Source organism: Microcoleus sp. Pol8_D6 (genome assembly GCF_036700965.1).
Classification (GTDB): Bacteria; Cyanobacteriota; Cyanobacteriia; order Cyanobacteriales; family Microcoleaceae; genus Microcoleus.
The window spans coordinates 25,148-50,922 of the sequence record NZ_JAUBPW010000040.1 but is presented as its reverse complement, the minus strand read 5'-3'; the positions used below and the strand labels follow the sequence as shown (position 1 = coordinate 50,922).

30 protein-coding genes are annotated in these 25,775 nt (G+C 46.4%); 16 read left to right on the top strand and 14 right to left on the bottom strand.

Features of this window, described 5'->3' with window-relative positions:
- Positions 1-178: 178 nt before the first annotated feature.
- Entirely contained in the window at positions 179-1,648 is a 1,470-nt protein-coding gene (locus QUA10_RS17080; protein ID WP_333081579.1) for an adenylate/guanylate cyclase domain-containing protein, read from the bottom strand.
- Between the two features lie 304 nt (positions 1,649-1,952).
- Here QUA10_RS17080 and QUA10_RS17075 point away from each other — a divergent pair, with 304 nt between their 5' ends.
- The 3 genes from QUA10_RS17075 to QUA10_RS17065 all read left to right on the top strand — a co-directional run bounded on the left by QUA10_RS17075 (position 1,953) and on the right by QUA10_RS17065 (position 4,355).
- Positions 1,953-2,702, top strand: a complete 750-nt coding sequence (locus QUA10_RS17075; RefSeq protein WP_333081580.1) for a class I SAM-dependent methyltransferase — start codon at positions 1,953-1,955, stop codon at positions 2,700-2,702.
- 145 nt (positions 2,703-2,847) lie between these two features.
- Positions 2,848-4,206 carry an FAD-binding oxidoreductase gene (locus QUA10_RS17070; RefSeq protein WP_333081581.1) on the top strand — a complete coding sequence of 453 codons (1,359 nt, stop codon included), beginning with the start codon at positions 2,848-2,850 and terminating at the stop codon, positions 4,204-4,206.
- Positions 4,188-4,355, top strand: a complete 168-nt coding sequence (locus QUA10_RS17065; protein WP_333081582.1) for a hypothetical protein — start codon at positions 4,188-4,190, stop codon at positions 4,353-4,355. The genes QUA10_RS17070 and QUA10_RS17065 overlap by 19 nt, the downstream gene beginning before the upstream one ends.
- Positions 4,356-4,522: 167 nt before the next feature.
- Here QUA10_RS17065 and QUA10_RS17060 read toward each other — a convergent pair whose 3' ends face one another.
- Entirely contained in the window at positions 4,523-4,906 is a 384-nt protein-coding gene (locus QUA10_RS17060) for a hypothetical protein (RefSeq protein ID WP_333081583.1), read from the bottom strand.
- 356 nt (positions 4,907-5,262) lie between these two features.
- Positions 5,263-6,153 carry an ABC transporter permease gene (locus tag QUA10_RS17055; protein WP_333081690.1) on the bottom strand — a complete coding sequence of 297 codons (891 nt, stop codon included), beginning with the start codon at positions 6,151-6,153 and terminating at the stop codon, positions 5,263-5,265.
- A 131-nt stretch (positions 6,154-6,284) separates the two neighbouring features.
- Here QUA10_RS17055 and QUA10_RS17050 point away from each other — a divergent pair, with 131 nt between their 5' ends.
- The 7 genes from QUA10_RS17050 to QUA10_RS17020 all read left to right on the top strand — a co-directional run bounded on the left by QUA10_RS17050 (position 6,285) and on the right by QUA10_RS17020 (position 9,060).
- Complete coding sequence (locus tag QUA10_RS17050) at positions 6,285-6,644, top strand: DUF6972 family protein (protein WP_333081584.1); 360 nt, start codon at positions 6,285-6,287, stop codon at positions 6,642-6,644.
- Complete coding sequence (locus QUA10_RS17045) at positions 6,607-6,864, top strand: hypothetical protein (protein ID WP_333086318.1); 258 nt, start codon at positions 6,607-6,609, stop codon at positions 6,862-6,864. Before QUA10_RS17050 ends, QUA10_RS17045 begins: the two co-directional genes overlap by 38 nt.
- A 205-nt stretch (positions 6,865-7,069) precedes the next feature.
- Positions 7,070-7,441: a hypothetical protein gene (locus tag QUA10_RS17040; RefSeq protein WP_333081585.1), complete on the top strand. Its 372-nt coding sequence runs from the start codon at positions 7,070-7,072 to the stop codon at positions 7,439-7,441.
- Positions 7,438-7,779 (top strand): Tse2 family ADP-ribosyltransferase toxin, encoded by a 342-nt coding sequence (locus QUA10_RS17035; RefSeq protein ID WP_333081586.1) that lies wholly within the window; start codon positions 7,438-7,440, stop codon positions 7,777-7,779. The genes QUA10_RS17040 and QUA10_RS17035 overlap by 4 nt, the downstream gene beginning before the upstream one ends.
- 81 nt (positions 7,780-7,860) lie before the next feature.
- A complete protein-coding gene (locus QUA10_RS17030) occupies positions 7,861-8,097 on the top strand; it encodes a hypothetical protein (protein ID WP_333081587.1) in 237 nt (78 codons plus the stop codon).
- Between the two features lie 132 nt (positions 8,098-8,229).
- Positions 8,230-8,709 (top strand): DUF433 domain-containing protein, encoded by a 480-nt coding sequence (locus tag QUA10_RS17025; protein ID WP_333081588.1) that lies wholly within the window; start codon positions 8,230-8,232, stop codon positions 8,707-8,709.
- An 87-nt stretch (positions 8,710-8,796) separates the two neighbouring features.
- The gene (locus tag QUA10_RS17020; protein WP_333081589.1) at positions 8,797-9,060 is read left to right on the top strand and encodes a type II toxin-antitoxin system PemK/MazF family toxin; all 264 of its coding nucleotides are present in this window, start codon (positions 8,797-8,799) and stop codon (positions 9,058-9,060) included.
- 90 nt (positions 9,061-9,150) lie between these two features.
- Here QUA10_RS17020 and QUA10_RS17015 read toward each other — a convergent pair whose 3' ends face one another.
- Together QUA10_RS17015 and QUA10_RS17010 are read right to left on the bottom strand one after the other, a co-directional pair.
- Complete coding sequence (locus QUA10_RS17015; protein WP_333081590.1) at positions 9,151-9,678, bottom strand: hypothetical protein; 528 nt, start codon at positions 9,676-9,678, stop codon at positions 9,151-9,153.
- Positions 9,679-9,711: 33 nt separating this feature from the next.
- Complete coding sequence (locus QUA10_RS17010; protein WP_333081591.1) at positions 9,712-10,212, bottom strand: hypothetical protein; 501 nt, start codon at positions 10,210-10,212, stop codon at positions 9,712-9,714.
- A 423-nt stretch (positions 10,213-10,635) separates the two neighbouring features.
- Here QUA10_RS17010 and QUA10_RS17005 point away from each other — a divergent pair, with 423 nt between their 5' ends.
- Both QUA10_RS17005 and QUA10_RS17000 read left to right on the top strand, forming a co-directional pair.
- On the top strand, positions 10,636-12,039 hold the full coding sequence (locus QUA10_RS17005) for an NB-ARC domain-containing protein (RefSeq protein WP_333081592.1): 1,404 nt from the start codon (positions 10,636-10,638) through the stop codon (positions 12,037-12,039).
- Positions 12,040-12,070: 31 nt separating this feature from the next.
- Positions 12,071-12,685, top strand: a complete 615-nt coding sequence (locus QUA10_RS17000) for a Uma2 family endonuclease (RefSeq protein ID WP_333081593.1) — start codon at positions 12,071-12,073, stop codon at positions 12,683-12,685.
- Positions 12,686-12,814: 129 nt separating this feature from the next.
- Here the strand turns inward: QUA10_RS17000 and QUA10_RS16995 are convergent, their stop codons facing one another.
- The 4 genes from QUA10_RS16995 to QUA10_RS16980 form a co-directional block, all read right to left on the bottom strand.
- Positions 12,815-13,837: an ATP-binding cassette domain-containing protein gene (locus tag QUA10_RS16995; protein ID WP_333081691.1), complete on the bottom strand. Its 1,023-nt coding sequence runs from the start codon at positions 13,835-13,837 to the stop codon at positions 12,815-12,817.
- Between the two features lie 584 nt (positions 13,838-14,421).
- A complete protein-coding gene (locus QUA10_RS16990; protein WP_015175516.1) occupies positions 14,422-14,610 on the bottom strand; it encodes a hypothetical protein in 189 nt (62 codons plus the stop codon).
- A 349-nt stretch (positions 14,611-14,959) separates the two neighbouring features.
- Positions 14,960-15,883, bottom strand: a complete 924-nt coding sequence (locus tag QUA10_RS16985; RefSeq protein ID WP_333081594.1) for a histone deacetylase — start codon at positions 15,881-15,883, stop codon at positions 14,960-14,962.
- Between the two features lie 153 nt (positions 15,884-16,036).
- Positions 16,037-16,186, bottom strand: coding sequence for a hypothetical protein (locus QUA10_RS16980; protein ID WP_333081595.1), 150 nt, complete (start codon positions 16,184-16,186; stop codon positions 16,037-16,039).
- A 93-nt stretch (positions 16,187-16,279) separates the two neighbouring features.
- Between QUA10_RS16980 and gyrA the strand changes: the two genes are divergently transcribed.
- From gyrA to QUA10_RS16965, 3 genes are all read left to right on the top strand, one after another.
- Positions 16,280-18,991 carry a DNA gyrase subunit A gene (gene gyrA, locus QUA10_RS16975; protein ID WP_333081596.1) on the top strand — a complete coding sequence of 904 codons (2,712 nt, stop codon included), beginning with the start codon at positions 16,280-16,282 and terminating at the stop codon, positions 18,989-18,991.
- A 118-nt stretch (positions 18,992-19,109) separates the two neighbouring features.
- Positions 19,110-19,766, top strand: a complete 657-nt coding sequence (locus QUA10_RS16970; RefSeq protein WP_333081597.1) for a Uma2 family endonuclease — start codon at positions 19,110-19,112, stop codon at positions 19,764-19,766.
- Positions 19,767-19,987: 221 nt separating this feature from the next.
- The gene (locus QUA10_RS16965; protein WP_333081599.1) at positions 19,988-21,280 is read left to right on the top strand and encodes a ribonuclease D; all 1,293 of its coding nucleotides are present in this window, start codon (positions 19,988-19,990) and stop codon (positions 21,278-21,280) included.
- Positions 21,281-21,314: 34 nt separating this feature from the next.
- Here the strand turns inward: QUA10_RS16965 and QUA10_RS16960 are convergent, their stop codons facing one another.
- Positions 21,315-21,740, bottom strand: a complete 426-nt coding sequence (locus tag QUA10_RS16960) for an aldo/keto reductase (protein WP_333081600.1) — start codon at positions 21,738-21,740, stop codon at positions 21,315-21,317.
- Positions 21,682-21,888, bottom strand: coding sequence for an aldo/keto reductase (locus tag QUA10_RS29150; RefSeq protein WP_445243559.1), 207 nt, complete (start codon positions 21,886-21,888; stop codon positions 21,682-21,684). The genes QUA10_RS16960 and QUA10_RS29150 overlap by 59 nt, the downstream gene beginning before the upstream one ends.
- A gap of 123 nt (positions 21,889-22,011) precedes the next feature.
- Between QUA10_RS29150 and QUA10_RS16955 the strand changes: the two genes are divergently transcribed.
- The gene (locus QUA10_RS16955; RefSeq protein ID WP_333086317.1) at positions 22,012-22,830 is read left to right on the top strand and encodes a hypothetical protein; all 819 of its coding nucleotides are present in this window, start codon (positions 22,012-22,014) and stop codon (positions 22,828-22,830) included.
- Between the two features lie 56 nt (positions 22,831-22,886).
- Here the strand turns inward: QUA10_RS16955 and QUA10_RS16950 are convergent, their stop codons facing one another.
- The 3 genes from QUA10_RS16950 to QUA10_RS16940 all read right to left on the bottom strand — a co-directional run bounded on the left by QUA10_RS16950 (position 22,887) and on the right by QUA10_RS16940 (position 25,745).
- Positions 22,887-23,894: an aldo/keto reductase gene (locus QUA10_RS16950; protein WP_333081603.1), complete on the bottom strand. Its 1,008-nt coding sequence runs from the start codon at positions 23,892-23,894 to the stop codon at positions 22,887-22,889.
- A 59-nt stretch (positions 23,895-23,953) separates the two neighbouring features.
- Complete coding sequence (locus tag QUA10_RS16945) at positions 23,954-24,598, bottom strand: TMEM175 family protein (RefSeq protein ID WP_333081604.1); 645 nt, start codon at positions 24,596-24,598, stop codon at positions 23,954-23,956.
- Positions 24,599-24,683: 85 nt separating this feature from the next.
- A complete protein-coding gene (locus tag QUA10_RS16940) occupies positions 24,684-25,745 on the bottom strand; it encodes an NAD(P)-dependent alcohol dehydrogenase (protein ID WP_333081606.1) in 1,062 nt (353 codons plus the stop codon).
- Positions 25,746-25,775 lie beyond the last annotated feature (30 nt).

Genomic DNA, 25,775 nt, shown 5'->3' with positions numbered 1-25,775 from the left:
GTTTGTCAACGAAGCAACCGCGCAGAAACCTGGTTCTCACATCCCTTGTGTAATTCCTGTAATTGTCAGCAGTCAAAAGCCAGCAGGCATTAACTGTTAGTTCTTGGCTAAGGGCTAACAACTAATGACTGATGACTCCGGACTAACTAGCAGACCCCTTCATAATATAATAAACAAATTAAACCGAAACTGCGCTGACTAGCCTGCCTGCAAGCAGATAAGTATTCATATCGCCCTTGCCTTTGATGTGGATCATTCCTCTGTATTCAAACAGATACTTATTTTGCAAGATATCGTAAGTTGATTGTGTGACTTGAATCGCGCCGGCAATCCCGTGGGATTCCATGCGGGATGCTGTATTGACGGCATCGCCCCAGAGGTCATAAATAAATTTTTTAGTGCCAATAACCCCCGCAATTGCAGGTCCGGTATTGATGCCGATGCGAATGTTCATTCCTGCATGATGTTTGGCATTAAATTTTGCTAATTCCTCCTGCATATCTAAAGCCATTTCCGCAATGCTTTCAGCGTGGTTGGTGCTGGGATTTGGCAAACCTCCCACTACCATGTAAGCATCTCCAATTGTTTTGATTTTTTCCAAGCCGTACTTTTCTGTCAGACAATCGAAGGCTGAAAAAATTTCGTTGAGAAACTTGAGCAATTCTTCGGGAGATATTTGTGATGAAAGCACCGTAAAGCCTACGATATCCGCAAACAAAATCGTGACTTCTGCGAAGCCGTCAGCAATACTGCTTTGACCATCTTTTAGCTTAGTAGCAATGGATTCGGGTAAAATATTGAGCAGCAGGCGATCGCTCTTTTCCTGTTCTTTTACCAATTCTACATTAGTTTCTTGCAATTGTGCCGTGCGTTCCCAGACGCGCCGTTCTAATTGTTTAGCATTTTGGCGCAACCTGCTGATAGATAAAGTTAATCCTGTTACCCCTAAAGTTGAAAGTCCTACTAACAGTAAAAACAGGTTCTTAAGTTCACTTTGAGTGTTTTGGGTGATGGTACCGAGAGGTTGAGTAATTTCTAATATTCCCCGCACATCTCCCAATTTCCAATCAGTTTTAGGACTGTCAGGGTGAGTATTGTGACAGTTCACGCAGCTAGAACTTAGAATATCTGCCTCGGCATATCGAAATGCTGGTTTGCCGCGATAATCCTCACGGCGAAAAAACTTTTGTGTCGGATTTTGGGTCAAATACGTAATAGCTTGCCGTTCAAAATCGTCTCGGGCTCCGCCTTCTCCTCGCCGCCAGGGAAACGGGTAGTCGCTGTAGAGACGAAGTGATACTTCGGGATTTTTATTGGTGATATTTTGACCGACTTCTATTAAGAAAGCAGCCGGTACCGGAATTGTTACTTTTGTCGGCTTGTAGTCGTGGGTAAAGTTAATCGCTTTAGCGGTGTTTAGAGGATTGACAACATCGGAACTGTAAAGAGTGCGGGCTTCTTTAACTGCTTGGGCATAGAGGGTGGCATTTTGGAGGGCTTGCGATTCGATTAGGGTGGAGGAAAGACGAGACATATTGGCCATCGCTACTCCTACACCTACACAAAATAAAATTGTCAGCGCAAGCAGAATCCGCTTATAAATTAATTGGCTGATGGCAGCCCGACTGCGAGAAATCAACTGGCGCATGGTATCCTCAAGCCTGAGCTTTAATCTTTATTTCAATTTATGCACTACTAACATAACACTGCTGGTTCAGACTGTTTTGCTGTCGTCCGGGGTAAACCAATACTCTCTGGGTGGAACGGAGGGTTAATTATTGTTTACCGCGAGTGTTTCCCTTATCCGTAAGAATACGCATAACTTTATAGTGATTTGCTGTTGAGTGAAGTACAGATGATCGGTTAAGGACACGGCAGTGCCGTGTCCCTACTTCACGCAATTTTTGCTTTATCTCGGTTAGGATAGCAATTGTAGTCTATGGTTGGCGATCGTGAATTCTGACTCTACTGTCTCACCTAATAACAAGGAAATTTTTCCGGGAGAAGTTTTCGTCAATACTGCTGATTTTGATACCGGCATTCGGCGACTTTTACCTAAGTATGACGAAATGCTGGAGGTAGTAGCCGGCTGCATTGCTAACACAAACCACCGCATTTTAGAGCTCGGCTGCGGGACGGGGGAACTCACTGTAAAAGTTCTCCAACGCTACCCATCGGCGGAAATAGTTGCTGTCGATTACTCGCCGCGAATGCTTGATTTTGCCCGCGCCAAAATAGAGTCGGCAGGATACGCAGCCCGGTGGACTGGCATAGAAATGGATTTTGGAGAATGGGCAAACAATCCCAATTTATCAGGCTTGGGCAATAAATTCAATGCTTGCATTTCATCTCTGGCAATTCACCATCTTGAGGATGAGATGAAGTTGAAATTGTTTCAACGCATTCGCGAAAGTTTAAATGCTGGTGGCTGTTTTTGGAATGCCGATCCTCTTTTAGCAGAATCAGCGGCAATGAAAGATATTTATCAAGCGGCGCGAGAAGATTGGGCGCAAAATCAGGGGGCAACATTAGCACAAATTCGGGCAAATGTGGGGACGAGTGTCTCTTATGGGTATTCTAATCCCGATCGCCTAGCTACACTTTCGGCACAGTTGGAAATGCTGGTACAAGCTAAATTTGACACTGTTGCAGTGCCTTGGAAATACTACGGGATGGCGGTGTTTGGGGGATTTGTTAATTGAGAAAAGCAGTCTGGGAGGCAGAACTTCTATATGTAGGGTGCGCGCATAAGCACCTTACTGCTTAAAGAAACATTGCAGTTAGTATTTTATGTTACTAAGTTGTGATTGAGAAAATATATAATACTGCCAGCATGGAGTAAACAAAATGACTGCAACTGCGATTCAAAGTATTGACTGGGATGCTTTTTCTTCAGAACTATCGGGAATCGAAATAATTAGCGATCGCGCGCAAGTTGTCAAGCTATCTCAAGACTATTATCACTTCAGTCCTGTTTTGCAACCTCTCTTAAGTGATAAAACAGGAGATTTAGTAGTTCGTCCCGCCAGCGAAGCCGAAGTTTTGCGGATTGTGGCAGCCTGCGTCAAATCCAAAATTCCGCTAACTGTCAGAGGTGCAGGAACTGGCAATTACGGGCAGTGCATTCCCCTGAAGGGCGGCGTCATTTTAGATACCACCAAAATGCACAGTATCCGCTGGATAAAACCGGGTTTAGCTTGCGTAGAACCAGGGGTGAAAATGTCGGTTTTCGACAAACAAGCGCGAGAAACCGGTTGGGAATTGCGGATGGTTCCCTCAACCTATCGCACCGCAACGATTGGGGGATTTATTGGTGGCGGTAGTGGAGGAATTGGTTCGATAACTTACGGGCAATTGCGCGATCGCGGAAATCTTCATGCCGTTCGAGTCGTTACAATGGAAGACGAGCCCCGCGTCATCGAATTGCGCGGCGATGAAGTGCAAAAAGTCAATCACGCTTACGGCACAAATGGGATTATTACTGAGTTAGAAATTCCCCTCGCCCCTGCTTATCCTTGGGCGGAAATCATTGTCGCTTTTGACGATTTTATGACATCGGCAAACTTCGGTCAAGCTTTGGGCGATGCTGACGGAATTATCAAAAAACTAATTTGTGTTTGTGCTTGGCCGATTCCTGCTTATTTTGCTGCTTTCCGCGATGCAATTCCTGAAGGTAAGCACTGCGCTTTGTTAATGGTAGCTGAATCTTGTCTGGAACCGCTGCAAGATTTGGTGCGCGAATATGGCGGCACAATTTGCTATCAAAAAAACGCGCAAGCAGCGAGCAAAGGTGCAGCTATTGCTGAATTTACTTGGAATCATACAACTCTGCACGCTCGCAGCGTTGACCCGTCTGTGACTTATTTGCAGACGCTTTTTCCCCCAGATAAAGGTTTGAAATTGATTGAGGAACTGTATAATTTTTATGGGGATGAGGTGATGATGCACTTGGAGTTTTTGCGGATGAACGGCAGGGCGATCGCCGCGGCTTTGCAAATAGTTCGCTACACTACGGAATCACGGCTAAATGAAATTATTCGCTATCACGAAGAGCAAGGCGCACTGATTGCTAATCCTCACACTTATATATTGGAAGATGGAGGAATGAAAAGTATTAATGTGGAACAGTTGCAGTTTAAAGAGTTGGTCGATCCTTACGGTTTGCTTAATCCGGGTAAAATGCGGGCGTGGTTGGAACGGGATTAAGCGATGGTTTTTATAGCAGAAGGAAGAAGGAAGTTCGGCAACGGATTCGCTCGACGGATGTAACGGATGTAACGGATGTAACGGATGTAAAGGATAGAAGGAAGAAGCAAGAAGGAAGAAGCAGTAATAGCAATGGTTTTAGCGGTTAAGAATGTCCTAACCGTCTTGGCGGTTGCTATAGATAAGATTTGGATCTTGAAATCGCTGCTAGACAAACTTTCGCCCGCGCAAGGCTAGACTAAGAAATCCGTTTTCTATGTCGGAGGTTTTAAGTCAATAAAAACTCAAGTCCTTGCTGCGAACAAAATTTGTCAATTTAAGGGACGGGGGCGGTAATTTCTGCTGGTGCGATCGCCCCTCCTGAAGGTACAGCTTGCTTTTCCAGTAGTAGGCGCTGTTTGTTGCGAAATTCTGCGGCCGCATCGTTCAAATTTTGTTGCTGTTCGCTATTAAATTCTTCCATGCTGCGGCCTCCTCCCAATTTGGATCTGTGAATTAAATCAAATATTCCGCTGCCGCTGCTGCGGCCGGAAAAGGGGTCGGTATTGTCTTGAGTTTGAAAGTCTTGCAGCGGTTGGGCATTATTTAAACCGCTGGCTTGAGCGAAGCTTGCTTGAGGGCAGAACAGAGCACAGGATGCGATCGCGCTTGCAGCAATCCCAATCATCAATTTGCCGGATTTGGAAGTTTTGGTGTTCATAATTTATTTGTTGAACTTTCAAAAAAACAATTCTATCTAAACAATATTCTGACTTGTGAGTAAATATTATATTACTTCACTGGGGCTAAGGAGACGGCATTGCCCTTCCTCGTTTCCACAACCAGCCTGAAAGCATTGAAAAATCTCGCTTTGATCCGAGACCAGATCCCACTAAATCCCCCTGAAGAAGGGGGACTTTGACCGCTTCTTGTCCCCCCCTTTTTAAGGGGGGTTAGGGGGGCTCTGGGCCTAATCGCCAAACAGCAGTCTCTGAGTAGGTTTGAAGTTAAGTTGACACGATCCAGGGCATTGCCGTGTCCTAGAATTGACGGTGCAGGTTAAACGATCGCCCTGCCCTAAGCAAACCTGCGTCGCAGCAGGGGTTGAATGCTCAGCAGCGCCACCAAATCAAAGGCCAGCAATACTAACAGCGCTCCTCCAAAGGTAACATTACCCCAAGGAGCGTGCATCACGACACTGGCTAGCGACCAATCGCTGTGCAGGTACAAATAGCGGATGGGTTCGATCGCGTAACTCAGAGGATTGAGAGTCACCACAACTTGCAGCCAGTCTGGCATAAATGACAGCGGCGCGAGGGCTGTGCTGGCAAATAACAGCGGCAGGTTAGTAACAAAAATTACCGCAATTAATTCTACGTGGCCTGGAAGGGCGAAGGCTAAACCCAGACTCAAGCCGGTGACGCCCAAAACTAATAGTAGGACAATTAGGGCGATCGCCCCCAGTCCGGCAATTCCCGGAAATCCCGCGCCCAAAAACGCCCCCGCTGTAACGATTGTGCCGGTTTGGATAAAGCTGAGGGTGACGATAAAAATAGCCGAAGCGAGGACGATCGAAAATCTCGAAGCCAGCGGCGCGACTAACAAGCGGTTGAGAAATCCGAACTCGCGATCGAACATAATCGGCAAACCAGCATTCAGCGCCCCTGCAAAGGCAGTAAAAACGATCACGCCAGCGCCGAGAAATTGCCCGTAATTCTGGCTTTCGCCGAACAAGCCGGCGGGTGCATTTTCAAAGAGAGCTCCGAACAAAACCAACCACATCAGGGGCTGAATAATGCCTGCAACTAGCGTCGAGGGGCGGCGCTGCAATTGAATAAACAGGCGCTTGGTTAAGGCGAGTGTTTCTTGGATGAAGTCGCCCAGCAGGGAACTGGAAGTGTCAGCGGATGCTGTGGAGAGTGGCCGCTGCTGGTTGAGGTTGTTGGGGGATGTAACAGTACCGCTCATAATTGCTTGTTGATTAAATCTCACTATCTTTACAGTAGCAAGTCTGGAGGTATTGGTGGTGTTGGGCGGGCGATCGCCCTTTGTGTAGGGTTTTGGTAAACTGAATGTCCTGTTACCTGTCTAATTAGTTGATGAGTGGCATTAACCGCGAACTAACACCAGACGCTAGAAGTAGTTTATTTGACAAACATCTTCCCGGTACGTCACAGGTGGAACGACTGCTAAGGAAAGAGGGAAAAGCTCATATTTTCAATGACAGAGCTACATTAGATGCAGTCGCGGAGGCTATTATAGAGAGAGGATATTTGACAGGAGTTGATGATGAAACCGATGACTACGAACGTTATGGACTCTACTTTGATGATCCGATCGGCTATCAAGTTAGAGCAGATGGTAGTCGCATCCCTCTTCATTATGCTGAAATAAAAATTATCAAAGGAACAGATACATATCATGTTATCCCACGCACCAGACCTCGCCGAACAAATTAATGATTGGGAATTTATCGAATTGTGGGTAGATCCGATTGTTTTTCCACCTAGAATTTTGATGTTAGTGAGTGGAAAGAAGGGAGGATTTTGTATTTATGATCCCTCAGCAAACTATAAGTCTCTCTTTTTAACTTCTAGCTATGATGAGGCTCATTCATGGCTTTTGGAAGATGAGTATGAGCGCTGCGATGGTCGGCTTTTAGCAGAGGAAATTGCGTGATTTTTTCCGAGGGGATATCGCTCTAAATAGGAGAATAAGCTCATCAAAGATGCTAGCTAAATAAAAACTTGATTTACTAGGAGGATAAAGCTATCGCAATCCTAAATCATTTGTGTAATTCTTGTAGGGGCAAACCCCCCGTGGTTGCCCCGCCTTGGCTGGGGTAGGCACGGGGGCACTACCCCTACTCATTTAGGATTGCTATATGTCATCAAGGGCGATCGCCACTTTGGTCGAGATGATGGAATCTCTGCCGGAAACTCTGCAAGATAGAATAGTTGAACACTTGCGAGAATACATTCTGAAATCAAATATTACTGTTCCTGTCAACGCCGACGGTAAGTTAGAAATTCCCGCTGAGATTGAGGCTCAACTGAAGCCTGGGGATCGATATGCAGTGACTGTCACCGGAGATAGTATTGTTTTTCAGAAGATAGCAGGTTTTGACTGGGAGGAATGGGAACGGCGTAGAGAGTCTTTACCACCTGATCCTAATCCGATGACAATGGAGGAAATTTGCGAAATTGTGCGGGAAGTGCGTCGCGATAAACGTTTGGAAAGAGAGTCGCAACAATGAAAGTTGTAGCAAAAACACTGATCGCTCTATATCGACAAGGCAACGCTAATTCACCTAGAATGGATAATGTCCGACCAAACAAAGATGTTGCTACTTATGAAGAAAATGGTCGAATCTGGGTAGATCCTACTTTAGGAGGTGGGATTTCGACATTTGCTACTCAAAGAAGTGACAAAAACTGGTGGAAGTTAGATGCGGAGAGTGAAATTCCTGCCGCGCTTGATTTAGTTAATGACCACAACGATCATTGGTTGTGGAAACCGAGTCATATTATGCCGATAGAGGAATACAAGGAGGCGCTGCGACTGATAAGTGCATCTTTCTACAAAGTGAGTTAAAGATTTCCCGCTTTGGCAGCTTTGAAACTGAGTCTGTTAGCATAGTGGCAAGTAAGTGTAAAGATTAAAAAGGGAGTTCAGATGATTCTATCTTTTAAGGATGTACAATTTATTATCGAAGCTCTTGACTTTCGGATCGAGGCATACCGAGAACGTTTGAAGGATGAAGAATTGGATGAGGATGAAGCATCAGATATCGGCAACGATCGCTATTTTTTAGAAGCGTTGCGCGAAGATTTGATGAAAGCTATTAAGAATGGTAGTCTACCTAAAATAGCAGAATCTTCAGACGGTTTGTATCAAGAGGTAAGAAGTTAATGAGGATGCTTCCCTTCGGGATAGCTCCGCTTCACGCACTTTTTTGCGATAAAGGGATGGGAAGCGCGATCGCTCTTGCTGTGACAGTGCTATCCTAGATAAGAGAGCGATCGGAATAGGGAGGAAAAAATCTTGTCAACTATCACCGATATAGGAACTCTAATTAGCCGTCAGCCTGACATACATGGTGGCTGTCCAATTATTGCCGGAACGGGTGTTACAGTCCGGCGCATTGCTATTTTGTACAAGCAAAGTTTGAGTGCAGAAGAAATTGCCGATCGCATCGGGCATTTAACTCTCACCCAAGTCTATGCAGCTTTGACTTATTACCATGCTAACCGAGAGGAAATTGATGCTGATATTGCAGCCGAAGCAGCAGAAGCCGATCGAATAGAAGCATTGAATTCTCAGCGTAAGATTCAAAAGCAGCCGACGGATATAGCTTTGGAAATACCAACAGTGGCACATTATCCCAGTCGCCGAGAATTTATGAAATTACCGCTGGAAGAGAGGGGAAGGATTTTAGAAAGACAAGCTGAGGCAATGTTGCAACATTACCAGGAAGATAGAGAATGGCAAGAATTAGAAGCAGGAGATTTAATTGACTACTAACTCTCCTTCTCCTAAACGGGTTGATATTTGGTTGGCTAATTTTGACCCAACACTGGGAGCCGAAATAAAAAAATTCGTCCGGCTGTAGTGGTAAGTTCTGATAATGTTGGTAAGTTACCAGTGAAACTGGCTGCACCTATCACAGATTGGAAAGAATATTATGCTGGTAATATCTGGCACGTTAAGATTGAGGCAGATATCGCTAATGGTTTAACGAAAGTTTCGGCAGTAGATGTGTTGCAATTGCGGGGTATGGATGTACAAAGATTCATTCGTAAAATAGGAGAACTTTCGACTACTGATATGGAGGAAATTGCGAGGGCGATTGTGGCTGTAGTAGAGTATCAGTAGTTATTTATCAAGAGCGATCGCACTTAGCTTAAGTAAGGGCGATCGCAGACTTACAACTTAGCATTCCCAGGTTACGCAGTCAGAAGGCAGTTATGGTTTAGCAGCTTTAACCACATCCTCAACCATTTTAATCGCCTCTTTGATTGGAATTTGACCGCTTTCTACGGCCCTAATTAAATCCTGAGCGTCTTTCGGGCTAATTAAATTGAGCCTGACGGGTTCTTTCAAGGAAACAATAAATTTAGTTTTATCGCTGTCTTCCAGGTTAGAGGCTCTTTCTTCGGATTCAATATCTTTTAGCTGATCTTTTAAGTTTTTAAGTATTTCTGCTTGTTTTCCCTCGTCAAAATTGCCATCAAATATTCGTTTTACCCCTACAAGAGCAGCAGCACCTAAAGCTGCACCGCCAACAACTAATCCTACGGGAGGTGCAACGGTTATTAACCCAAATAGAAGTGGTATACCACCGAAAGCTGCCACCGCCGCACCAGCACCGGCAGCCCCCACCACACCAATGCCAATATCGGCTAAAATCCCTAATTTATCGTGTGGGTTTTTTTCCAGTTGCTCTATTGACTTAAGAATTTGCTCTTTGGTTGGCGTTTTATTTGCAGACATATTAGACCTCAATCTTTTTGCTAATTTGGGCAATTAGGCAGTGATGACGTTGCAGAAAATTGTATTGAAAACGTCTATCAGTAATTGAAAAAATTCTTTGGCAATCTCAATAATCTCTTGAACAATTCCAATAATTCCATCAGACACCTCTTTGCCTCGATCGAGTCGGTGGCCTGCTATTGCACCAATTGGGATACCCAGCGCTGTTGCCAAAGGTTCTAATAACGGGCCGACAAATGGTATCGAACTTGCCAAAATTCTTACAGCGACACCAACAGCAACCCCGATCGCTAAATGGGGATGCGCTTTGACAAATTCTATGATTTTAAGGAGTAGAATTTTGCCGATGAGTAAAACTTTGTTAGCAGCTTTTTTCGTGTATGTGGCAAGTTCATGCAGCCGGATCGAGACTTCATGTGGCAAGCCGATATCATTTAACCAAACATACAAGTCGCTGCTACTCATTGCATCAGCATCGACTTGCCAGAGAGCCATTTTTAAATTAGCTTGCGGTAGGGATAATGCACTAGACATAATTTTTTATCCTTTTGGAAATTACCAAATTTTTACGAACATTTCACGAGGCGAAAAGCCCCTAAACCTCTTGCAATTATTAAAAAAGCTGGTTGATAAAAAAGCAAACCCAGGCGGATTAACATCGGCACTCCTACCCATGTCAAAACTAAGGGCAAAACTAATTTATGAGCCTTTTTATTTACTTCTTTGCTCACGGACGCAACCACATTTTAAGCAATTTCTTGCTTTAATGCCCCTCATTAAAAAGTTTAACTTTAATTTTTATGTATTGTCCAGTAGGAGAATGTCACAATTGGCCAGTAGTTGATAAAATTAGCTAGCCGTTAAAAGTCACATTTTGCCCTCCTAAGTCAGAAAAAGTCAGAAAAAGTCAGAAAAAGTCTGATACAATAGATAAAACTTCCTACACCTACCCAATAAATGGATGTTCAAGAACTCTTAAGGTTGGCCGATGGCTTGGTGTTCACTAAGACGGGCAAACACCTAGACGATCGGCAACAGGCAGTAGTACGGGGAACGTGGCAAGGTAAAAGATACTCCGAAATTTCTAAAGAGGTTCATTGTTCTGAACGCCATGTCAGAAATATTGCCTCAAAGTTATGGCAAACTCTGTCAGAAATATTAGATGAAGATGTTAATAAATCCAATTTTAGCTCCACAATGGAAAGATATGAAATCTCTAAAATTTCAAATTCTGGTTATTTTAACCTTGTCCACAAAGGGAATATAAACGTCTGCACAGAAACCTCGCACCATCCCAAAACTTCACAAAACTCACCCCCAACACAAACCTCAACTGAAGACGACACCCAACAGAAACCGCGACTCGATTTAAGAGACGCACCGGAGCTCAAAACCTTCTACAACTACCCCAACTCACCCCTCACCGCCCTCGAAAACTCGATCGCCCGTCAAAACTGCCGCCTCCTCACCATCACAGGCATGACAGGCACCGGCAAAAGTGCGATCGCCCGTCACCTCATCCCCCAAATTCAAACTCAATTCGATCGCATTATCTGGCGCAGTCTCCGCACCTCCCCACCCCTGGAAACAACTCTCAAAAACCTGATTCAATTTCTATCAAATCAACCAGAAATTAACCTTCCCACCAACAGCGATGCTCAATTATCAATCTTAATAGAAACATTGCGCGACAATCGCTGTCTCATCATCCTCGATGACGTGCAGCAAATACTCAGCAGCGGGCAACTAGCAGGAAATTATAAACCCGGATATGAAAATTACGGAACCCTATTTAAATTCATCGGCGAAATTCCCCACAATAGCTGCTTAATCCTCAATAGTTGGGAACCTCCCTCAGACATCATCACATTCACCGACGATAATTCAGCAGTATGTTTATTACAGTTAACTGGTTTAGGTGAAGCGGCAACCGAACTGCTTAGAGAAAAAGGTTTATTGGATGAAGAAACCTGGCCAGAATTGATTAACCTTTATCAAGGTAATCCCCTGTGGTTAAAATTAGTCGCTCAAAGCATTAACAACTTATTTAGCGGTAGAGTATCTCAATATTTGAGTTATCAACCAGTATTTTTAGGTGATGAATTGACACCAATATTGCAACAGCACTATCAGCGGTTGTCTGAAATAGAAAAACAGGCGATTTCGCAACTTAGTAATGAAATCGAACCTGTTTCGTTTCCCCAATTCATGGCAAAATGTCAAGGTTCCCAGCGCGAATTAGGTCAAGCAATTCAATCTTTAGCAAGACGGGGAATGCTCGAAAAATTGAGCTGTGAATCTGAAATAGTTTTCACGATTCCACCTGTGTTAAAACAGTATGTTAAAATGGTTGCAGAATAGTCTTAAATATCTAGCTAAATGAGATAAAACCATGACCGCAACTCCTATGCAACCTAAGCAGATGCTCAGTTTCGAGCAATTTGTCAAGCAACTTCCCGAGGAAGAAGGTCGCTATGAACTTGTGAATGGAGAAATTGTGAGAATATTACCAATCAGACTGCACGAAACCCTCGCTGAATTTCTTTCAGACGCTTTCAAAGACGAGGTAAAAAGACTCAAGCTCAACTACTGGGTATCTGGCAGAATTGTGGTGAGGACGTTAACTCCAAATGGTAAAGAACAAGGCCGCAATCCTGATCTGAGTGTAGTAGATAAAACGGTCTGGGACTCAGCTCCTTTCGCTTACTCAGCACTAACTGAACCGCTGCAATTAGCAGTAGAGATAGTATCAACAAATTGGGAAGATGATTATATCGACAAGCTGGACGAATATCAGCGGCTGGGAATTCCTGAATATTGGATTGTCGATTATTTAGCTTTGGGTAGCAGAAACTATTTGGGCAACCCGAAAGAACCGACTGTTTTTGTTTACCTGCTTGATGAAAATGGCGTTTATCAAATGACTGCTTACCGAGGGAGCGATCGCATTATATCTCGAACTTTCCCAGAATTAGCATTGACAGCCGAGCAAGTGTTAGATGTATGATCTCAAATTCAGCTTAAATATCGATTTATCTCGTTTATGAACAGGCAAGATGCCTGTTCCACAAGAAAATTCACTCTTTGTGGAACAGGCATCTTGCCTGTTTCTGACGAACTTTTCCCTTCCCTTAAACTACGATCGCATCGCCTGTTTTTGCTCCGCCTTCAAATCGCGGTTGCTAGCAGCAGCCAACTCCGCATCCAACAGCGTCTTACCAGTCGCAGCCAAATACACATCATCCAAACTCGGCCGAGATTGAGCAATCCCAAAAGTAGGAAGTCCCGCATTTTTCAAAGCTTGCTGAATAGTCACCAGCGCATCGCTTTGCGGTGTTACTACTAAATTGAGAGAATTTCCTTGAGCCGCGTTGACAATTACTTCCTGCACAAAAGGCAGCGATTGCATCAGATTTTTAGCTTTTTCGGCTTCTTCGATCGGCGAAAACTCCCGAATCCGCAGAGTCACCCGATCGCCCCCAACCCGATTTTTCAACTCCTCCGGCGTACCCTCAGCAATCACCGTACCCTTGTCAATAATCGCCACGCGATCAGCCAAAGCGTCAACTTCTTCGAGATAGTGACTCGTAATCAAAACCGTCGTACCTTCCTCCCGCAAGCGCCGCAGGAAATCCCACACTACCACCCGGCTTTCAATATCGAGCCCGACAGTCGGTTCGTCTAACACCAAAACATCCGGCTGGTGAAGCAACCCAGCAGCTAAGTCAAGGCGTTTGCGGATACCGCCGGAATAAGTACCCGTCTTTTTATTTTCCCAATCCTCCAAACCGAGGAGTTTCACCATTTCGTCAATCCGCCCTTTAATCGTATTGCGCGGCAAATGGTAAAGCGCTGCTTGCAGTTGCAGGAGTTCCCGCCCCGTCAGCACCTTATCGAGAGCAACTTCTTGGGCGACATAGCCTAGTCTTTGTCTGGCAATTCTCGGCTGGCTGACAGCAGAAATGCCAGACACTTCAATGCGTCCGCTATCGGGCGCACTCAAAGTACAAAGTACCCGCAGGGTTGTGGTTTTGCCTGCACCGTTGGGGCCTAGCAAACCAAATATTTCCCCCGGTTCTACCTTGAAGGAAACATCTTTAACGGCTTCTACAGTGCCGTAGCGTTTCTGAAGATTTTCAATTAAAACGGCGGGAGCCATATATTTTGGGGATGAACTGGTTGTTAATATTTTGACACTTCCGGGCTCAAATTGCCGGAATGGTCGATCGACCAATGCGACTGGCTGTGCTGGTAACGATCGCACACTCCTCCTCAACCGGAAACTGCTTATAATTTTGATTCTTAATATCAGTTTAATAAATATTAACTTTATAGCGGTTTTCAACCCTGATCTTCATCAGTTTTCCCACTCTCCAATCTCCCCTCTCAAATCCAAAAAATTATGAGTCTTGAGTTAATTATAACTTTTCAGTTAACAACTCAAAACTCACAAGTTTTCAACAAGTAGAGATGCACCCGAAACCTGTTATTTTTTAATTATCTCTACCTATAGGCAGATGTGTAGCGAGATTTTGATCATTAACACACTGGTCAAACACATCACACTTTCGAGCCAACTATTAAACACAAAAAACTTCCCTACTTGGCAAGTTCTACTTGTAACGAGTTCCCAAAAAAATGTAACTGTAGGACCGTGATCTCAACCCCGATAGTTATGAGTAATTACCAATTCTTTAATCGAAAATGGTATTAACTCCCCTAAAGGGAGTGCCTGCCACGTCTTTAATCGACAATTTTTACCCAACCGCGGCGCACGTTGTACAGGAGTCGGTTGATGATGGCATACTCATCTTCATTCAGTGTTCTTTCTAAGAGTGCAGATCTGAGCTGTCTCCGGTCGTGGCGAGTCACGACGCTGGAGAACATGACCTGACCAAATAACTCTTCGAGTGTCATTTGGGATACTGACATGATAAACCTCCTAGTTGATTGAGACAGATAAAATTTTAACAGGCTTGTTGTATTTGTATTATGCACTCTGAGATCTACTTCAAAGGCGATCGAACACATTGACACGGTGTGATTTTTTGGTTAAAAATCTGTGACCAAGACTTTGATGACAAGTGACTGGGATCTCTTAAATTGGTGATGCTTGTCACTAAAGTCAGGAGACAGTTGACAGTTGACAGTTGACAGTTGATCGAGGGAAGAAGCCCGATCGCCCGGTCGCCAAATCTAAGCTTCGCCGATCGCCCTCAACAACTCTCCATCCCGTCCTCACCGCTTCTCAACCTTATTTTTCCCTATGCCAATTTTCCAGCTAATTGAGGCATCGGTCAATAGTCGCCACAACCGACTCGCCCAACTCTTTCAGCGCGTAACCCCCCTCCAAACCAAAAGCTATGCGGCGGGTGAGTTGCAGGCAGTATCCGGTGAAAGTACCGAAATCTGACGGCATCAGAGTCATGCTCGCCAGCGGATCAGACGCAGTAGCGTCATAACCAGCGCTGACAATCAACAAATCCGGTTCAAATTTTGACAAAAAAGGTACGACAAGAGATTCAAAGGCGCTCAGGTATTCAGCTATGCCGCTGCCGGGATACAGGGGAATGTTCAGCACGTTGTCGTAGGCACCGCGCTCCTCAGCATCTCCAGTTCCCGGATAGCACGGAGATTGATGCAGGGAACAGTAGGCAATTTGGCGGCAGCTTTCCACCAAAGATTGAGTGCCGTTGCCGTGGTGCACGTCCCAGTCGAGGACAGCGACGCGGTTGATTCCCGGCTGTTCCAAAGCGTAGTGAGCAGCGATCGCAGCATTGGAAAACAAGCAAAAACCCATCGCGCGGGCGTTTTCGGCGTGGTGTCCCGGTGGCCTAGCCAGCACAAAAGCCGGTTCCCCCGCAGCCACCACTCGATCGACCCCATCGAGCCAAGCACTCGCCGCTAGCAGCGCTACATCGTAACTTTCAGCAGAAATCGGCGTATCACCGTCGAGGTAGCCGCCTCCCCGATGAGCCAAATGTTCGACTTCTTTGATGTATCTTTGCGAGTGAACTTTTTTGATAGCCGAGAACAGTTGTTGTTCGCGCTGCGCCACTGGGGTGGGCAGTTGCCACTCAATTTGAGCCGCCCAAGGAGCAGCTTTCAGAGCGTTGACGATCGCCGTTAAACGTTCTGGTCGCTCTGGGTGAAGCATTCCAGTCTTGTGCAGCAAAAAATCTTCGGAGTAGATGACGGGTAGCATCGGCTGATTTTAGATTTTAGATTTTAGATTTTAGATTTTTAGTTTGCTTTAAGAAGGCCTTCGGTTTTGTGAAATTAAAATTGCGATCGGGAAACCCTTTTATTTTTTTAGATAACCCTCAAAAAAACTCACCAAAGCATGAAAGCCTTCCCCCTAAAAAACCATTTCTAGCTTTTGCCAATTGATGACTAAATCACCAACTGCCAACTTATGAATTTCCCTTGTTTCGCCCATTAATTTTTCTGGCAACTTTCCCATAAATTCAAAGGCAAATTGTGATATAATTTCAGGAGTAATTTGCAATATTTGGCAGCTCTACTGAATCCAAACCGATTTTATCGCATTTTTGAGATTTATAGCGGTCAAATTTAAATTTTTAACGGAGTTTTTCAACCTATGAGTATCTCTGAGTCGCGGATAATCCCGACGGATCTGGGTAATGAGATGTCCCGATCGTACTTGGAATACGCCATGAGCGTAATTGTCGGTCGGGCGCTACCAGATGCCAGGGACGGTCTCAAGCCCGTTCACCGACGCATTCTCTACGCCATGAACGAATTGGGCTTGACTCCCGATCGACCTTTCCGCAAATGCGCCCGCGTCGTGGGGGAGGTGCTGGGCAAGTATCACCCGCACGGAGATACAGCGGTTTATGACGCCCTGGTGCGGATGGCTCAGGATTTTTCCATGCGGGAACGCCTGATCAACGGCCACGGCAACTTCGGCTCCGTTGACAACGACCCGCCCGCTGCCATGCGGTACACCGAATGTCGCCTCACAGCCTTGACTAGCGACTCCATGCTGCGCGACATCGACTCGGAAACAGTAGATTTCGGCGACAACTTCGACGGTTCCCAGCAAGAACCCCTCGTACTCCCGGCACGCATCCCCCAAATTTTGCTCAACGGTTCCTCCGGGATTGCTGTAGGGATGGCAACCAACATTCCGCCACACAATTTAGGCGAAATAATTGACGGTTTAGTAGCACTAATTCACAATCCAGCAATTACTGACCTGGAATTGATGCAGTACATCCCCGGCCCGGACTTTCCCACCGGAGGGCAAATTCTGGGTAGAAGCGGCATTCGCGATGCTTACACCACCGGGCGCGGTTCGATTACAATGCGAGGAGTCGCCGGCATTGAAACCATCGAACATCCTGGCCGCCCCGACAAAGAAGCAATTATTATCACCGAATTGCCTTACCAAACAAACAAGGCAGCGCTAATTGAGAAAATTGCCGAACTTGTCAACGACAAAAGATTAGATGGAATTTCCGACATTCGCGACGAAAGCGATAGAGACGGAATGCGGATCGTCATCGAGCTCAAGCGCGACGCCTATCCCCGCGTCGTCCTCAATAACCTCTACAAACAAACACCCCTCCAAGCCAACTTTGGAGCCAATATGTTAGCGCTAGTAAATGGGGAACCCCAACTACTTACGCTCTCCCAATTCCTCAATGTCTTCCTAGATTTTCGCATTGAGACAATTACTCGCCGGACTCAATATGAGCTCCGCAAAGCAGAAGAACGCGACCACCTTCTGCAAGGCTTATTAATTGCCCTAGACAACTTAGATGCAATTATTCACCTAATTCGCGCCGCTGCAGACTCCGCCGCAGCGAAACAAGAATTGATGGATAATTACGGTCTTTCTGAACAGCAATCAGACGCAATTCTGCAAATGCAGTTACGGCGTTTGACAGCATTAGAAGCGCAAAAAATTCAGCAAGAACACGAAGAATTGCGAGCAAAAATAGCCGATTTGGAAGATATCTTAGCGCGTCGGGAACGCATCTTAGAAATCGCCGAATTTGAAGCAGTTGAAATCCAAACCAAAATCGCCACTCCGAGGCGCAGCGTTATCGAACACGCCGAAGGCGAAATCGATGAAAGAGATTTAATTGCCAACGAACAAGCAATTATTCTGATCACAGAACAAGGCTACATCAAGCGGATGCCTGTCAGCACTTTTGAGGCCCAAAGTCGCGCTACTCGCGGCAAAGCAGGCGCGAAAATGAAAGAAGACGATGGAGTAGAACATTTCCTTTCCTGCTGCGATCACGATAGCGTTTTGTTCTTCAGCGACAGGGGCGTAGTTTACTCTGTCAAAGCTTATCAAATCCCCGTCTGTTCCCGGACAGCCCGCGGCACTCCCGTGGTGCAACTGCTGCCGATTCCTATAGAAGAAAAAATCACTTCTATGGTGTCAGTCACAGAATTCACCAGCGAAGAATACTTGGTCATGCTGACTCGCGGTGGCTACATCAAGAAAACCGCACTTTCCGCTTTTGGCAACATCCGCACTAATGGATTAATCGCCATTTCTCTAGAAGAAGGCGACCAACTGCGCTGGGTGCGGAGAGCAAAAGTTGGCGACAGCATCATCATCGGTACGCGCCAAGGGATGGCAATTCATTTCCGCACTAATCACGAACAGTTGCGCCCAGTCGGCCGCGCGACGCGGGGTGTAAAATCGATGAAATTGCGATCGGGCGATGAGTTGATCAGCATGGACATTTTGCCCAGTTCAATAGTTGCCGAAATTGCTGAATTGGAAACTGAAGACTCTGAATTTGAAGGAGCTAATATTTCTCAATTAGAAACGAGCGACTCGGAATTTGAAGGGGCAGAAATTGCTGAATTGGAAACGGAAGATGCCGAATTGGAAGATGAAGAATTAGAAGTGCAAGCCGAGGAAAGTGAAGGCGAAGAGGTCGAAGAAATTTCGACAGCTAGCAGCGAAGTTCCTTCGGTGTTGGTAATCACCACTAACGGCTATGGCAAGCGGGTTCCAGTTTCTCAATTCCGCCTACAAAGACGGGCGGGCAAGGGATTGACGGCTACTAAATTCAAGTCGAAAAAGGGTAAGGATCAGGTAGCTGCGCTGCGAATTGTCAACGAAGATGACGAATTGATGATCATTACCAACCGAGGTATTATTATCCGTCAGGCTGTGAGTGCAATTTCCACCCAATCGCGCACAGCAACGGGTGTGCGGGTGCAGCGGTTGGACGAGGATGATTCCATCGTAGCTGTGGCTTTAGTGCCACCTGCTGGTGAAGAATCGGCCGAAGAATCGGAATCTGAGGAAGTGGCAGAATAGTCATAGGTTAATAGTTTGTAAGGTGCGCGCTGCGTACCTTACGGCTGAATGGTAAAAATGCGCTCGCCCCTACTCAGAAGTTTTCCCTCAAAAGTCAAAGATTTTTTCCGATGAGGTAATGATGAGTCAACTCCAAACCAAACTACTAACTGATACCTGGGTTACAGCGACTTGGGATGAATATATAGAAATTATTAAACAGCCGGAGTACGATCGAGCAAAATGCTACTACTACAACGGACAGTTGAGGATTGAAATGGCAGCAGTCGGGGCTGATCATGCTGATGACAACGGAATTATCGTCATCTTAATCAATTTATTTGGCATTGCTAAAGGTATAAAAATGAGACTGCTGGTCAACTGTAGCTACGCCAAAACAGGTGTCAGAGGCGCTCAACCCGATGCTTCTTACTACATCGGAGACCGGGTGCAAACGGCACCTCGCGGCAGTTCGGTAGTGAATTTAGATAGTACATTTTCCCCAGATTTAGCAATTGAAATTTCCGACAGTTCTCTCGTTGACGATTTGGGGACAAAAAGAATGATTTATGAAGAATTAGGAGTGTGTGAGTATTGGGTAGTAGACGTACAAAAAGCGCAAGTTATTGCTTTCAAAATAATTGCTAACCGGGGAAGCGAACGGCTGACGGAATCTCAAGTTTTGCCGGGGCTAAAAGTTGCTTTATTAGAGGAAGGTTTGCGCCGCAGTCGCCAGACGGACAATACAGAAGTAGGCAACTGGTTTTTAGAGGAAGTTCGCGGGAATTGTCAATAGTGCGATCGACTGCATTCTTTTTTTTAAACGGGACGCTAAAAACCCGGTTTCTACGAGTTTTGCCAACAGCAATGAGAAATATAGGAAGAAACCGGGTTTCTGAGGTTTGCGTGTCTCCAGGACACGGCAATGCCATGCCCGACGCTTGAATCGTTGACAATCGAGCCAATAATTGCTATAGCATAATAGAATCAAAAAGTTAATAGCAAAAGTCTGTAAAAATGCCTTATTTAACAGCAGAAAACGACATCAAAGCACTTATCGCTAAATTTGCCCAAGCTAAAATCCTGTGGGTGGATACAGAAATAGCAGACTATAAATCCAACCCCAGATTATCTCTGATTCAGGTGTTAGCTGACTCCACAGATTCGACGGGAGATGCCACTTTTCTGCTAGATGTCTTGGATCAACCTGAATTGACCAAAGATTTCGTCAACCAAATCATGGTCAATCCAGATATTGAAAAAGTATTGCACAACGCCAGCTATGACATCCGATTTCTGGGCAATGACGACGCTCAAAATGTCACTTGCACATTGAAAATGGTGACAAAGATTCCGACTTACATTCTGCCCTTACCTAATCGACAACTCAAAACTTTAATAGAAACACTTTGCGGCATTGCTTATGTAGATAAAACAGAACAAAGCGGCGATTGGGCAAAGCGTCCCCTGACCCAGAAGCAGCTAGAATATGCCAAGATGGAGGCGGTTTATTTAGCTGGAGTGCATCGTCGCCTGCTAGAAATCCTTGCCCAATGTTACCCCGAACCCGCAACGGAAAACTTGACAGCATTGGGGGAAAAATATCAGGAAATAGAATCTAAGTGGAAGCAGCTAGATTCAGAAATCGCTGAAGTTAAAGAACGATTTAAAGCGGGGATGCTGGCGCAAAATCTCCAAGATAGTTCTTATTTTCAGCTTGCCAGTTCGATAACGATGAAAGTTGATTTTATGACGCTGGCAAGACTGACCCAAACTGAGGGAATTGAGTTAAATTTTCCGGTAACGCTGACGAAAGAAATTCAAAAACAGTTAGGCGAACTCATCGCCTATCCCTCTTTGGAAGTTGAGGATATTGCTAGTTGGCGGTTGAATTCTAATGTACAGCAGCGGCGGAAATCTACTAAGAAAATTGCGCCGGAACCGGAGAGTGAGGATTTAACTACATTGGGGGAAAGGTACAAAGAAATTTTGCCTGAATGGAAGTTGCTGGATTCAGAAGTTGAGCATCTGAAAGAGCGCATTAAAAAAGCAATGTTGGTGCAAAATCAGGAAAATACTCCCCATTTTAAGTTATCCAGTTCCTCGATTTTGAAGGTAGATTTTGCTAGATTAGCAAAAATTGCGTTATCTATGGGAGTTGAGTTAGATTTTATGGTGACGCTGACTCAATACATCCAAAAGCGGTTAGGGAAAGCTATTAACAAAATTGATGTGCAAATTGAGTATATTACGAGTTGGCGGATGACGGCGAAGACTGTGGAAGATGAAGAGGAAGAAATTCCGTTTTAACTACTAAAATATGACATTTTCTCTTCTTCGCCCCTCAGCGACCCGTCAAAAGCTCTAACTTTTCGGGGTATCTCGCCCCTTGTACTGTGATTTTGGCGGCGGCATCATCGATGTCACGCAGATCCGCAGGCGTGAGTTCGACGGAGACTGCCCCGATGTTTTCGTCCAAGCGATGCAGCTTCGTGGTGGCTGGGATTGGAACAATCCACGGCTTCTGGGCCAGCAGCCAGGCGATCGCGATCTGAGCAGGTGCCGCCTGCTTCTGTTGTGCGATGATACCAAGCAAATCAATCAAGGCTTGATTCGCTTTGAGAGCCTCCGGTGTGAAGCGAGGCAGGGTGCTGCGGAAATCGGAATTGTCGAAGGTCGCGTTTTCGTCGATTTTGCCAGTGAGAAAGCCCTTACCCAGCGGGCTGTATGCGACAAAGCCGATTCCGAGTTCCTCCAGGGTTTGTATCACTTCCGCTTCGGGCTTTCTTCACCGAGCGCGAGTATTCGCTCTGGATTGCCGTCACGGGCACAACTGCGTGTGCGCGACGGATCGTTTGCATTCCGGCTTCAGAGAGTCCAAAGTGCTTAACCTTACCTTCCTCAATCAGTCCCTTCACTGCTCCTGCCAAGTCTTCTATCGGCACGTTCGCGTCAATATGGGAATCATATTTTCACGTCTCAAAAGCTGGATCAGTCGAAAATTAAAACCTATAATTAATACATCATTATATATTGATATATTGAGTAAAGCCGCAACTAAAATCCACCCAGCAGATATGAAGCCCAAAACAAACTATACAGAACAATCTGCACAGCATAGCCCGATCAAAAAGCTGCCAGAAGTTACCATTTTTTTCTGGATTATCAAGTTGCTGACTACGGGAATGGGCGAAACAACTTCAGATTACCTAGCCCATCAGATGAACCCAATTTTTGCGGTCGCTCTGGGGGGAAGTGGATTAGTGATTGCTTTACTAATACAGTTTTCAGTACGGAAATATATTCCCTGGGTCTATTGGTTAGCTATTATTATGGTCGCTATATTCGGAACAATGGCTGCTGATGCTATCCATGTTGTATTAGGTGTTTCGTATCTCCTATCGACTGTAGGATTTTCCGTCGTACTTAGTATTATTTTTGCAGTTTGGTATATGAGCGAGAAGACTTTATCGATTAATCATATTTACACACTTCGGCGCGAGTTATTTTACTGGGCAACCGTTATGGCTACATTTGCGCTTGGCACAGCCGCAGGTGATATGACAGCATCAACTTGGGGTTTGGGGAACTTCACATCAGGTTTACTGTTTGCCTTGTTATTTGCTTTACCAGCGTTCGCATACTGGCGCTCAGGACTTAATGAGGTCGGGGCTTTTTGGCTGGCATATATCCTGACTAGACCATTGGGCGCTTCATTCGCAGATTGGATCGGTAAATCTCAGGATAGTGGTGGAGTAGGCTTTGGTACAGGGCGGATCAGCATTGTCTTAGCTATTCTGATTTTTGGTTTTGTTGTTTATGAGACATACTCGAGCAGAGACAGTTATAGCAAGTCATAATGAGTTGGGTCTGGTTTAAGGAGCAGTTATGCCAGACCCAAAGACTAAAACTAGACTCAGCGACCCGTCATTTGCTCTAGCTTTTCGGGATATCGATCGCCTTGCACTGTGATCTTGGAGGCAGCGTTATCAATGTCACGCAAATCCTCAGATGTGAGTTCAATGGAGATAGCTCCAATATTTTCATCCAAGCGATGCAGCTTCGTAGTGCCTGGAATCGGAACAATCCACGGCTTTTGAGCTAACAACCAAGCGAGCGCGATCTGAGCCGGGGTCGCCTGCTTCTGTTCTGCAATACTACCAAGCAGATCAATCAGGGCTTGATTCGCCTTGAGTGCATCCGGCGTGAAGCGAGGCAGGGTGCTGCGGAAGTCGGAGCTATCGAAGGTGGTGCTTTCGTCAATTTTGCCCGTGAGAAAGCCCTTGCCCAACGGGCTGTACGGGACAAGTCCGATGCCAAGTTCCTCAAGGGTCGGTATCACTTCCGCTTCAGGCTTTCTCCACCACAGCGAGTATTCGCTCTGAAGAGCCGTGACTGGCACAACGGCATGGGCGCGCCGAATCGTTTGCACTCCCGCTTCAGAAAGTCCGAAGTGCTTCACTTTACCTTCCTGAATCAGTTCCTTGACTTCTCCTGCCACGTCTTCAATCGGCACGTTTGGGTCAACCCGGTGCTGATAGAGCAGGTCGATTGCCTCCACCTTGAGGCGCTTGAGCGAACCCTCCACGGCTTCCTTGATATGCTCCGGTCGGCTATTCAATCCGGGTGAACCCTTCATGCCGCGAGGATCGGAATTCGGACTGATATCGAACCCAAATTTGGTGGCAATCACCACTCGATCGCGGAAGGGAGCGAGGGCTTCACCCACCAACTCTTCGTTTAAGTACGGGCCGTAGACTTCGGCAGTGTCAAAGAATGTTATTCCGCGATCGACCGCAGCCCCCAGAAGAGCAGTCATCTCCTGTTTGTCTTTGGGCGGACCATAAGAAAAGCTCATTCCCATGCAGCCGAGCCCGATCGCCGAGACTTCCAGATTGCTGTTTCCAAGTTTGCGCGTTTGCATTGTTTTTCTCCGTTAATGTGGAATTGATAGTGTTCGCCGTCGAGCCGATCCCGCCGTTGTCAGTCGCCTTCGCTGCGATCCCTGCTTATACTGGGGTCGCCGATGTGGGAAGCAGTGCTGCCGTGACCCCAGCGAGGCCAGAGATAGAAGAGGTTGAGGAGGATGAAAAGCAGCACCGCCAGCCAGGGCACGACCAGCGCGACCACGGTGGCGATCGCATAAACGATCGGTCCGACAAGGAATAAACGTCTGATCTGCCGTACTTTTTTCGCTGTGAGGCGCGTATCGATCAGCCGATACTCGTGAGCCGCGTACCGCCACATGACGTTGACGAAGATACCGAGGAGGGTCAAGATGCCACCGTAGAACGCGGCGGCAATCGGCTCGTCCGTTCCGCGGTGGAACGCTTCTGCGAGCACGGCGGTTGGAAACGGCAGGAATGCGATCAGCATCAGGTGGAGGACGTTAAGCAGCAACAGCATTCCGTCCACGCGGACGATGTGTTTGAACATGGCGTGGTGGTTGATCCAGATTGCGCCAATCACCAGGAAGCTCACCACGTAGGCGAGGTAGGACGGCCAGAGATTGAGGAGTTCTGCCCCGAGCGCTGTGCTCGGTGGTGGCACTTTGATTTCGAGGACTAGCAGGGTGATGGCGATCGCAAAAACACCGTCGCTAAATGCCTCCAAGCGTGTGGTATTCACACTCACCTCCTCTGCGAATAGTTGCTGTTACCAAGTTTGCGCTTCTGGATGACGACTGCTTCGAGGCTCCACCGTCCCAACTCAGTTATTCAGATTTAAGCGATGCCATATCAATCACAAAGCGGTACTTCACATCGGACTTGAGCACTCTTTCGTAGGCTTCGTTGACTTTCTGGATCGGGATGACTTCGACATCGGCAGTGATGTTATGTTCAGCGCAAAAGTCGAGCATCTCCTGGGTTTCGGCGATGCCGCCGATCATAGAGCCAGAAAGACTGCGGCGACCCATAATCAGACTAAATGCCGCGACATCTAGAGGCTTTTCAGGCGCACCAACCAGGGTGATGTTACCGTCGAGGCGGAGCAGGTTGAGATAAGCATTAATGTCGTGCTTGGCGGCGACGGTATCGAGGATAAAATCGAAGCTACCAGCGTGCTTTTGCATCTCGTCAGCATTGCGGGAAACAACAACTTCATCGGCACCGAGACGCAGGGCATCTTCCGTCTTGCCGGGGGAGGTGGTAAAGACAACAACGTGTGCTCCCATCGCATGAGCAAGCTTCACGCCCATGTGTCCCAATCCTCCAAGACCTACCACGCCTACTTTCTTACCCTCTGTGACTCCCCAGTGACGGAGTGGCGAATACGTGGTAATGCCTGCACACAGGAGTGGCGCAACTCCAGCTAAATCGAGGTTTGGGGGAACGCGCAGCACGAAGCGTTCATCAACAACAATGCTATCGGAATAGCCACCATAGGTGACTGGAGCAGTCTTGTGCTTGTCTGGGGAGTTGTAGGTGAAGATCACATTTTGGCAAAACTGCTCAAAGCCAGCTTTGCAATTGGGACAGTGACCATCCGAATCGACCATACAGCCGACTCCCGCTAGATCGCCGGACTTGAACTTCGTCACTGCTGAACCAACTTGAGTGACCCGTCCGACGATTTCATGACCGGGAACGATTGGGTAGGTCGTGGACATGAAATCGCTCCACTCGTCCCGCACTGAATGCACGTCAGAGTGACAAATGCCGCAGAAGAGGATTTCGATCTGTACGTCGCGATCGGTTGGATCGCGCCGTGCGATCGTGTCGGAGGCTAGCGGTGATGTTGCACTAGCTGCGGAATAAGCTTTCGTGTTGTACATGGGTTGATGCTCCTAATTGGTTTGTGTTTG

Excerpts from the sequence above, each read along its gene's own strand:
- QUA10_RS16985 (WP_333081594.1), bottom strand. The coding sequence starts at position 15,883 with ATGCTACCCGTCATCTACTCCGAAGATTTTTTGCTGCACAAGACTGGA.
- QUA10_RS17015 (WP_333081590.1), bottom strand. The coding sequence starts at position 9,678 with ATGTCTGCAAATAAAACGCCAACCAAAGAGCAAATTCTTAAGTCAATA.
- QUA10_RS17070 (WP_333081581.1), top strand. The coding sequence starts at position 2,848 with ATGACTGCAACTGCGATTCAAAGTATTGACTGGGATGCTTTTTCTTCA.
- QUA10_RS16965 (WP_333081599.1), top strand. The coding sequence starts at position 19,988 with ATGCCTTATTTAACAGCAGAAAACGACATCAAAGCACTTATCGCTAAA.
- QUA10_RS16970 (WP_333081597.1), top strand. The coding sequence starts at position 19,110 with ATGATGAGTCAACTCCAAACCAAACTACTAACTGATACCTGGGTTACA.
- QUA10_RS17080 (WP_333081579.1), bottom strand. The coding sequence starts at position 1,648 with ATGCGCCAGTTGATTTCTCGCAGTCGGGCTGCCATCAGCCAATTAATT.
- QUA10_RS16950 (WP_333081603.1), bottom strand. The coding sequence starts at position 23,894 with ATGCAAACGCGCAAACTTGGAAACAGCAATCTGGAAGTCTCGGCGATC.
- QUA10_RS16990 (WP_015175516.1), bottom strand. The coding sequence starts at position 14,610 with ATGTCAGTATCCCAAATGACACTCGAAGAGTTATTTGGTCAGGTCATG.
- QUA10_RS16940 (WP_333081606.1), bottom strand. The coding sequence starts at position 25,745 with ATGTACAACACGAAAGCTTATTCCGCAGCTAGTGCAACATCACCGCTA.
- QUA10_RS17035 (WP_333081586.1), top strand. The coding sequence starts at position 7,438 with ATGAAAGTTGTAGCAAAAACACTGATCGCTCTATATCGACAAGGCAAC.
- QUA10_RS17045 (WP_333086318.1), top strand. The coding sequence starts at position 6,607 with ATGTTATCCCACGCACCAGACCTCGCCGAACAAATTAATGATTGGGAA.
- QUA10_RS17005 (WP_333081592.1), top strand. The coding sequence starts at position 10,636 with ATGGATGTTCAAGAACTCTTAAGGTTGGCCGATGGCTTGGTGTTCACT.
- QUA10_RS16995 (WP_333081691.1), bottom strand. The coding sequence starts at position 13,837 with ATGGCTCCCGCCGTTTTAATTGAAAATCTTCAGAAACGCTACGGCACT.
- QUA10_RS17055 (WP_333081690.1), bottom strand. The coding sequence starts at position 6,153 with ATGAGCGGTACTGTTACATCCCCCAACAACCTCAACCAGCAGCGGCCA.
- QUA10_RS17030 (WP_333081587.1), top strand. The coding sequence starts at position 7,861 with ATGATTCTATCTTTTAAGGATGTACAATTTATTATCGAAGCTCTTGAC.
- QUA10_RS17010 (WP_333081591.1), bottom strand. The coding sequence starts at position 10,212 with ATGTCTAGTGCATTATCCCTACCGCAAGCTAATTTAAAAATGGCTCTC.
- gyrA (WP_333081596.1), top strand. The coding sequence starts at position 16,280 with ATGAGTATCTCTGAGTCGCGGATAATCCCGACGGATCTGGGTAATGAG.
- QUA10_RS17050 (WP_333081584.1), top strand. The coding sequence starts at position 6,285 with ATGAGTGGCATTAACCGCGAACTAACACCAGACGCTAGAAGTAGTTTA.
- QUA10_RS17000 (WP_333081593.1), top strand. The coding sequence starts at position 12,071 with ATGACCGCAACTCCTATGCAACCTAAGCAGATGCTCAGTTTCGAGCAA.
- QUA10_RS17040 (WP_333081585.1), top strand. The coding sequence starts at position 7,070 with ATGTCATCAAGGGCGATCGCCACTTTGGTCGAGATGATGGAATCTCTG.
- QUA10_RS17060 (WP_333081583.1), bottom strand. The coding sequence starts at position 4,906 with ATGAACACCAAAACTTCCAAATCCGGCAAATTGATGATTGGGATTGCT.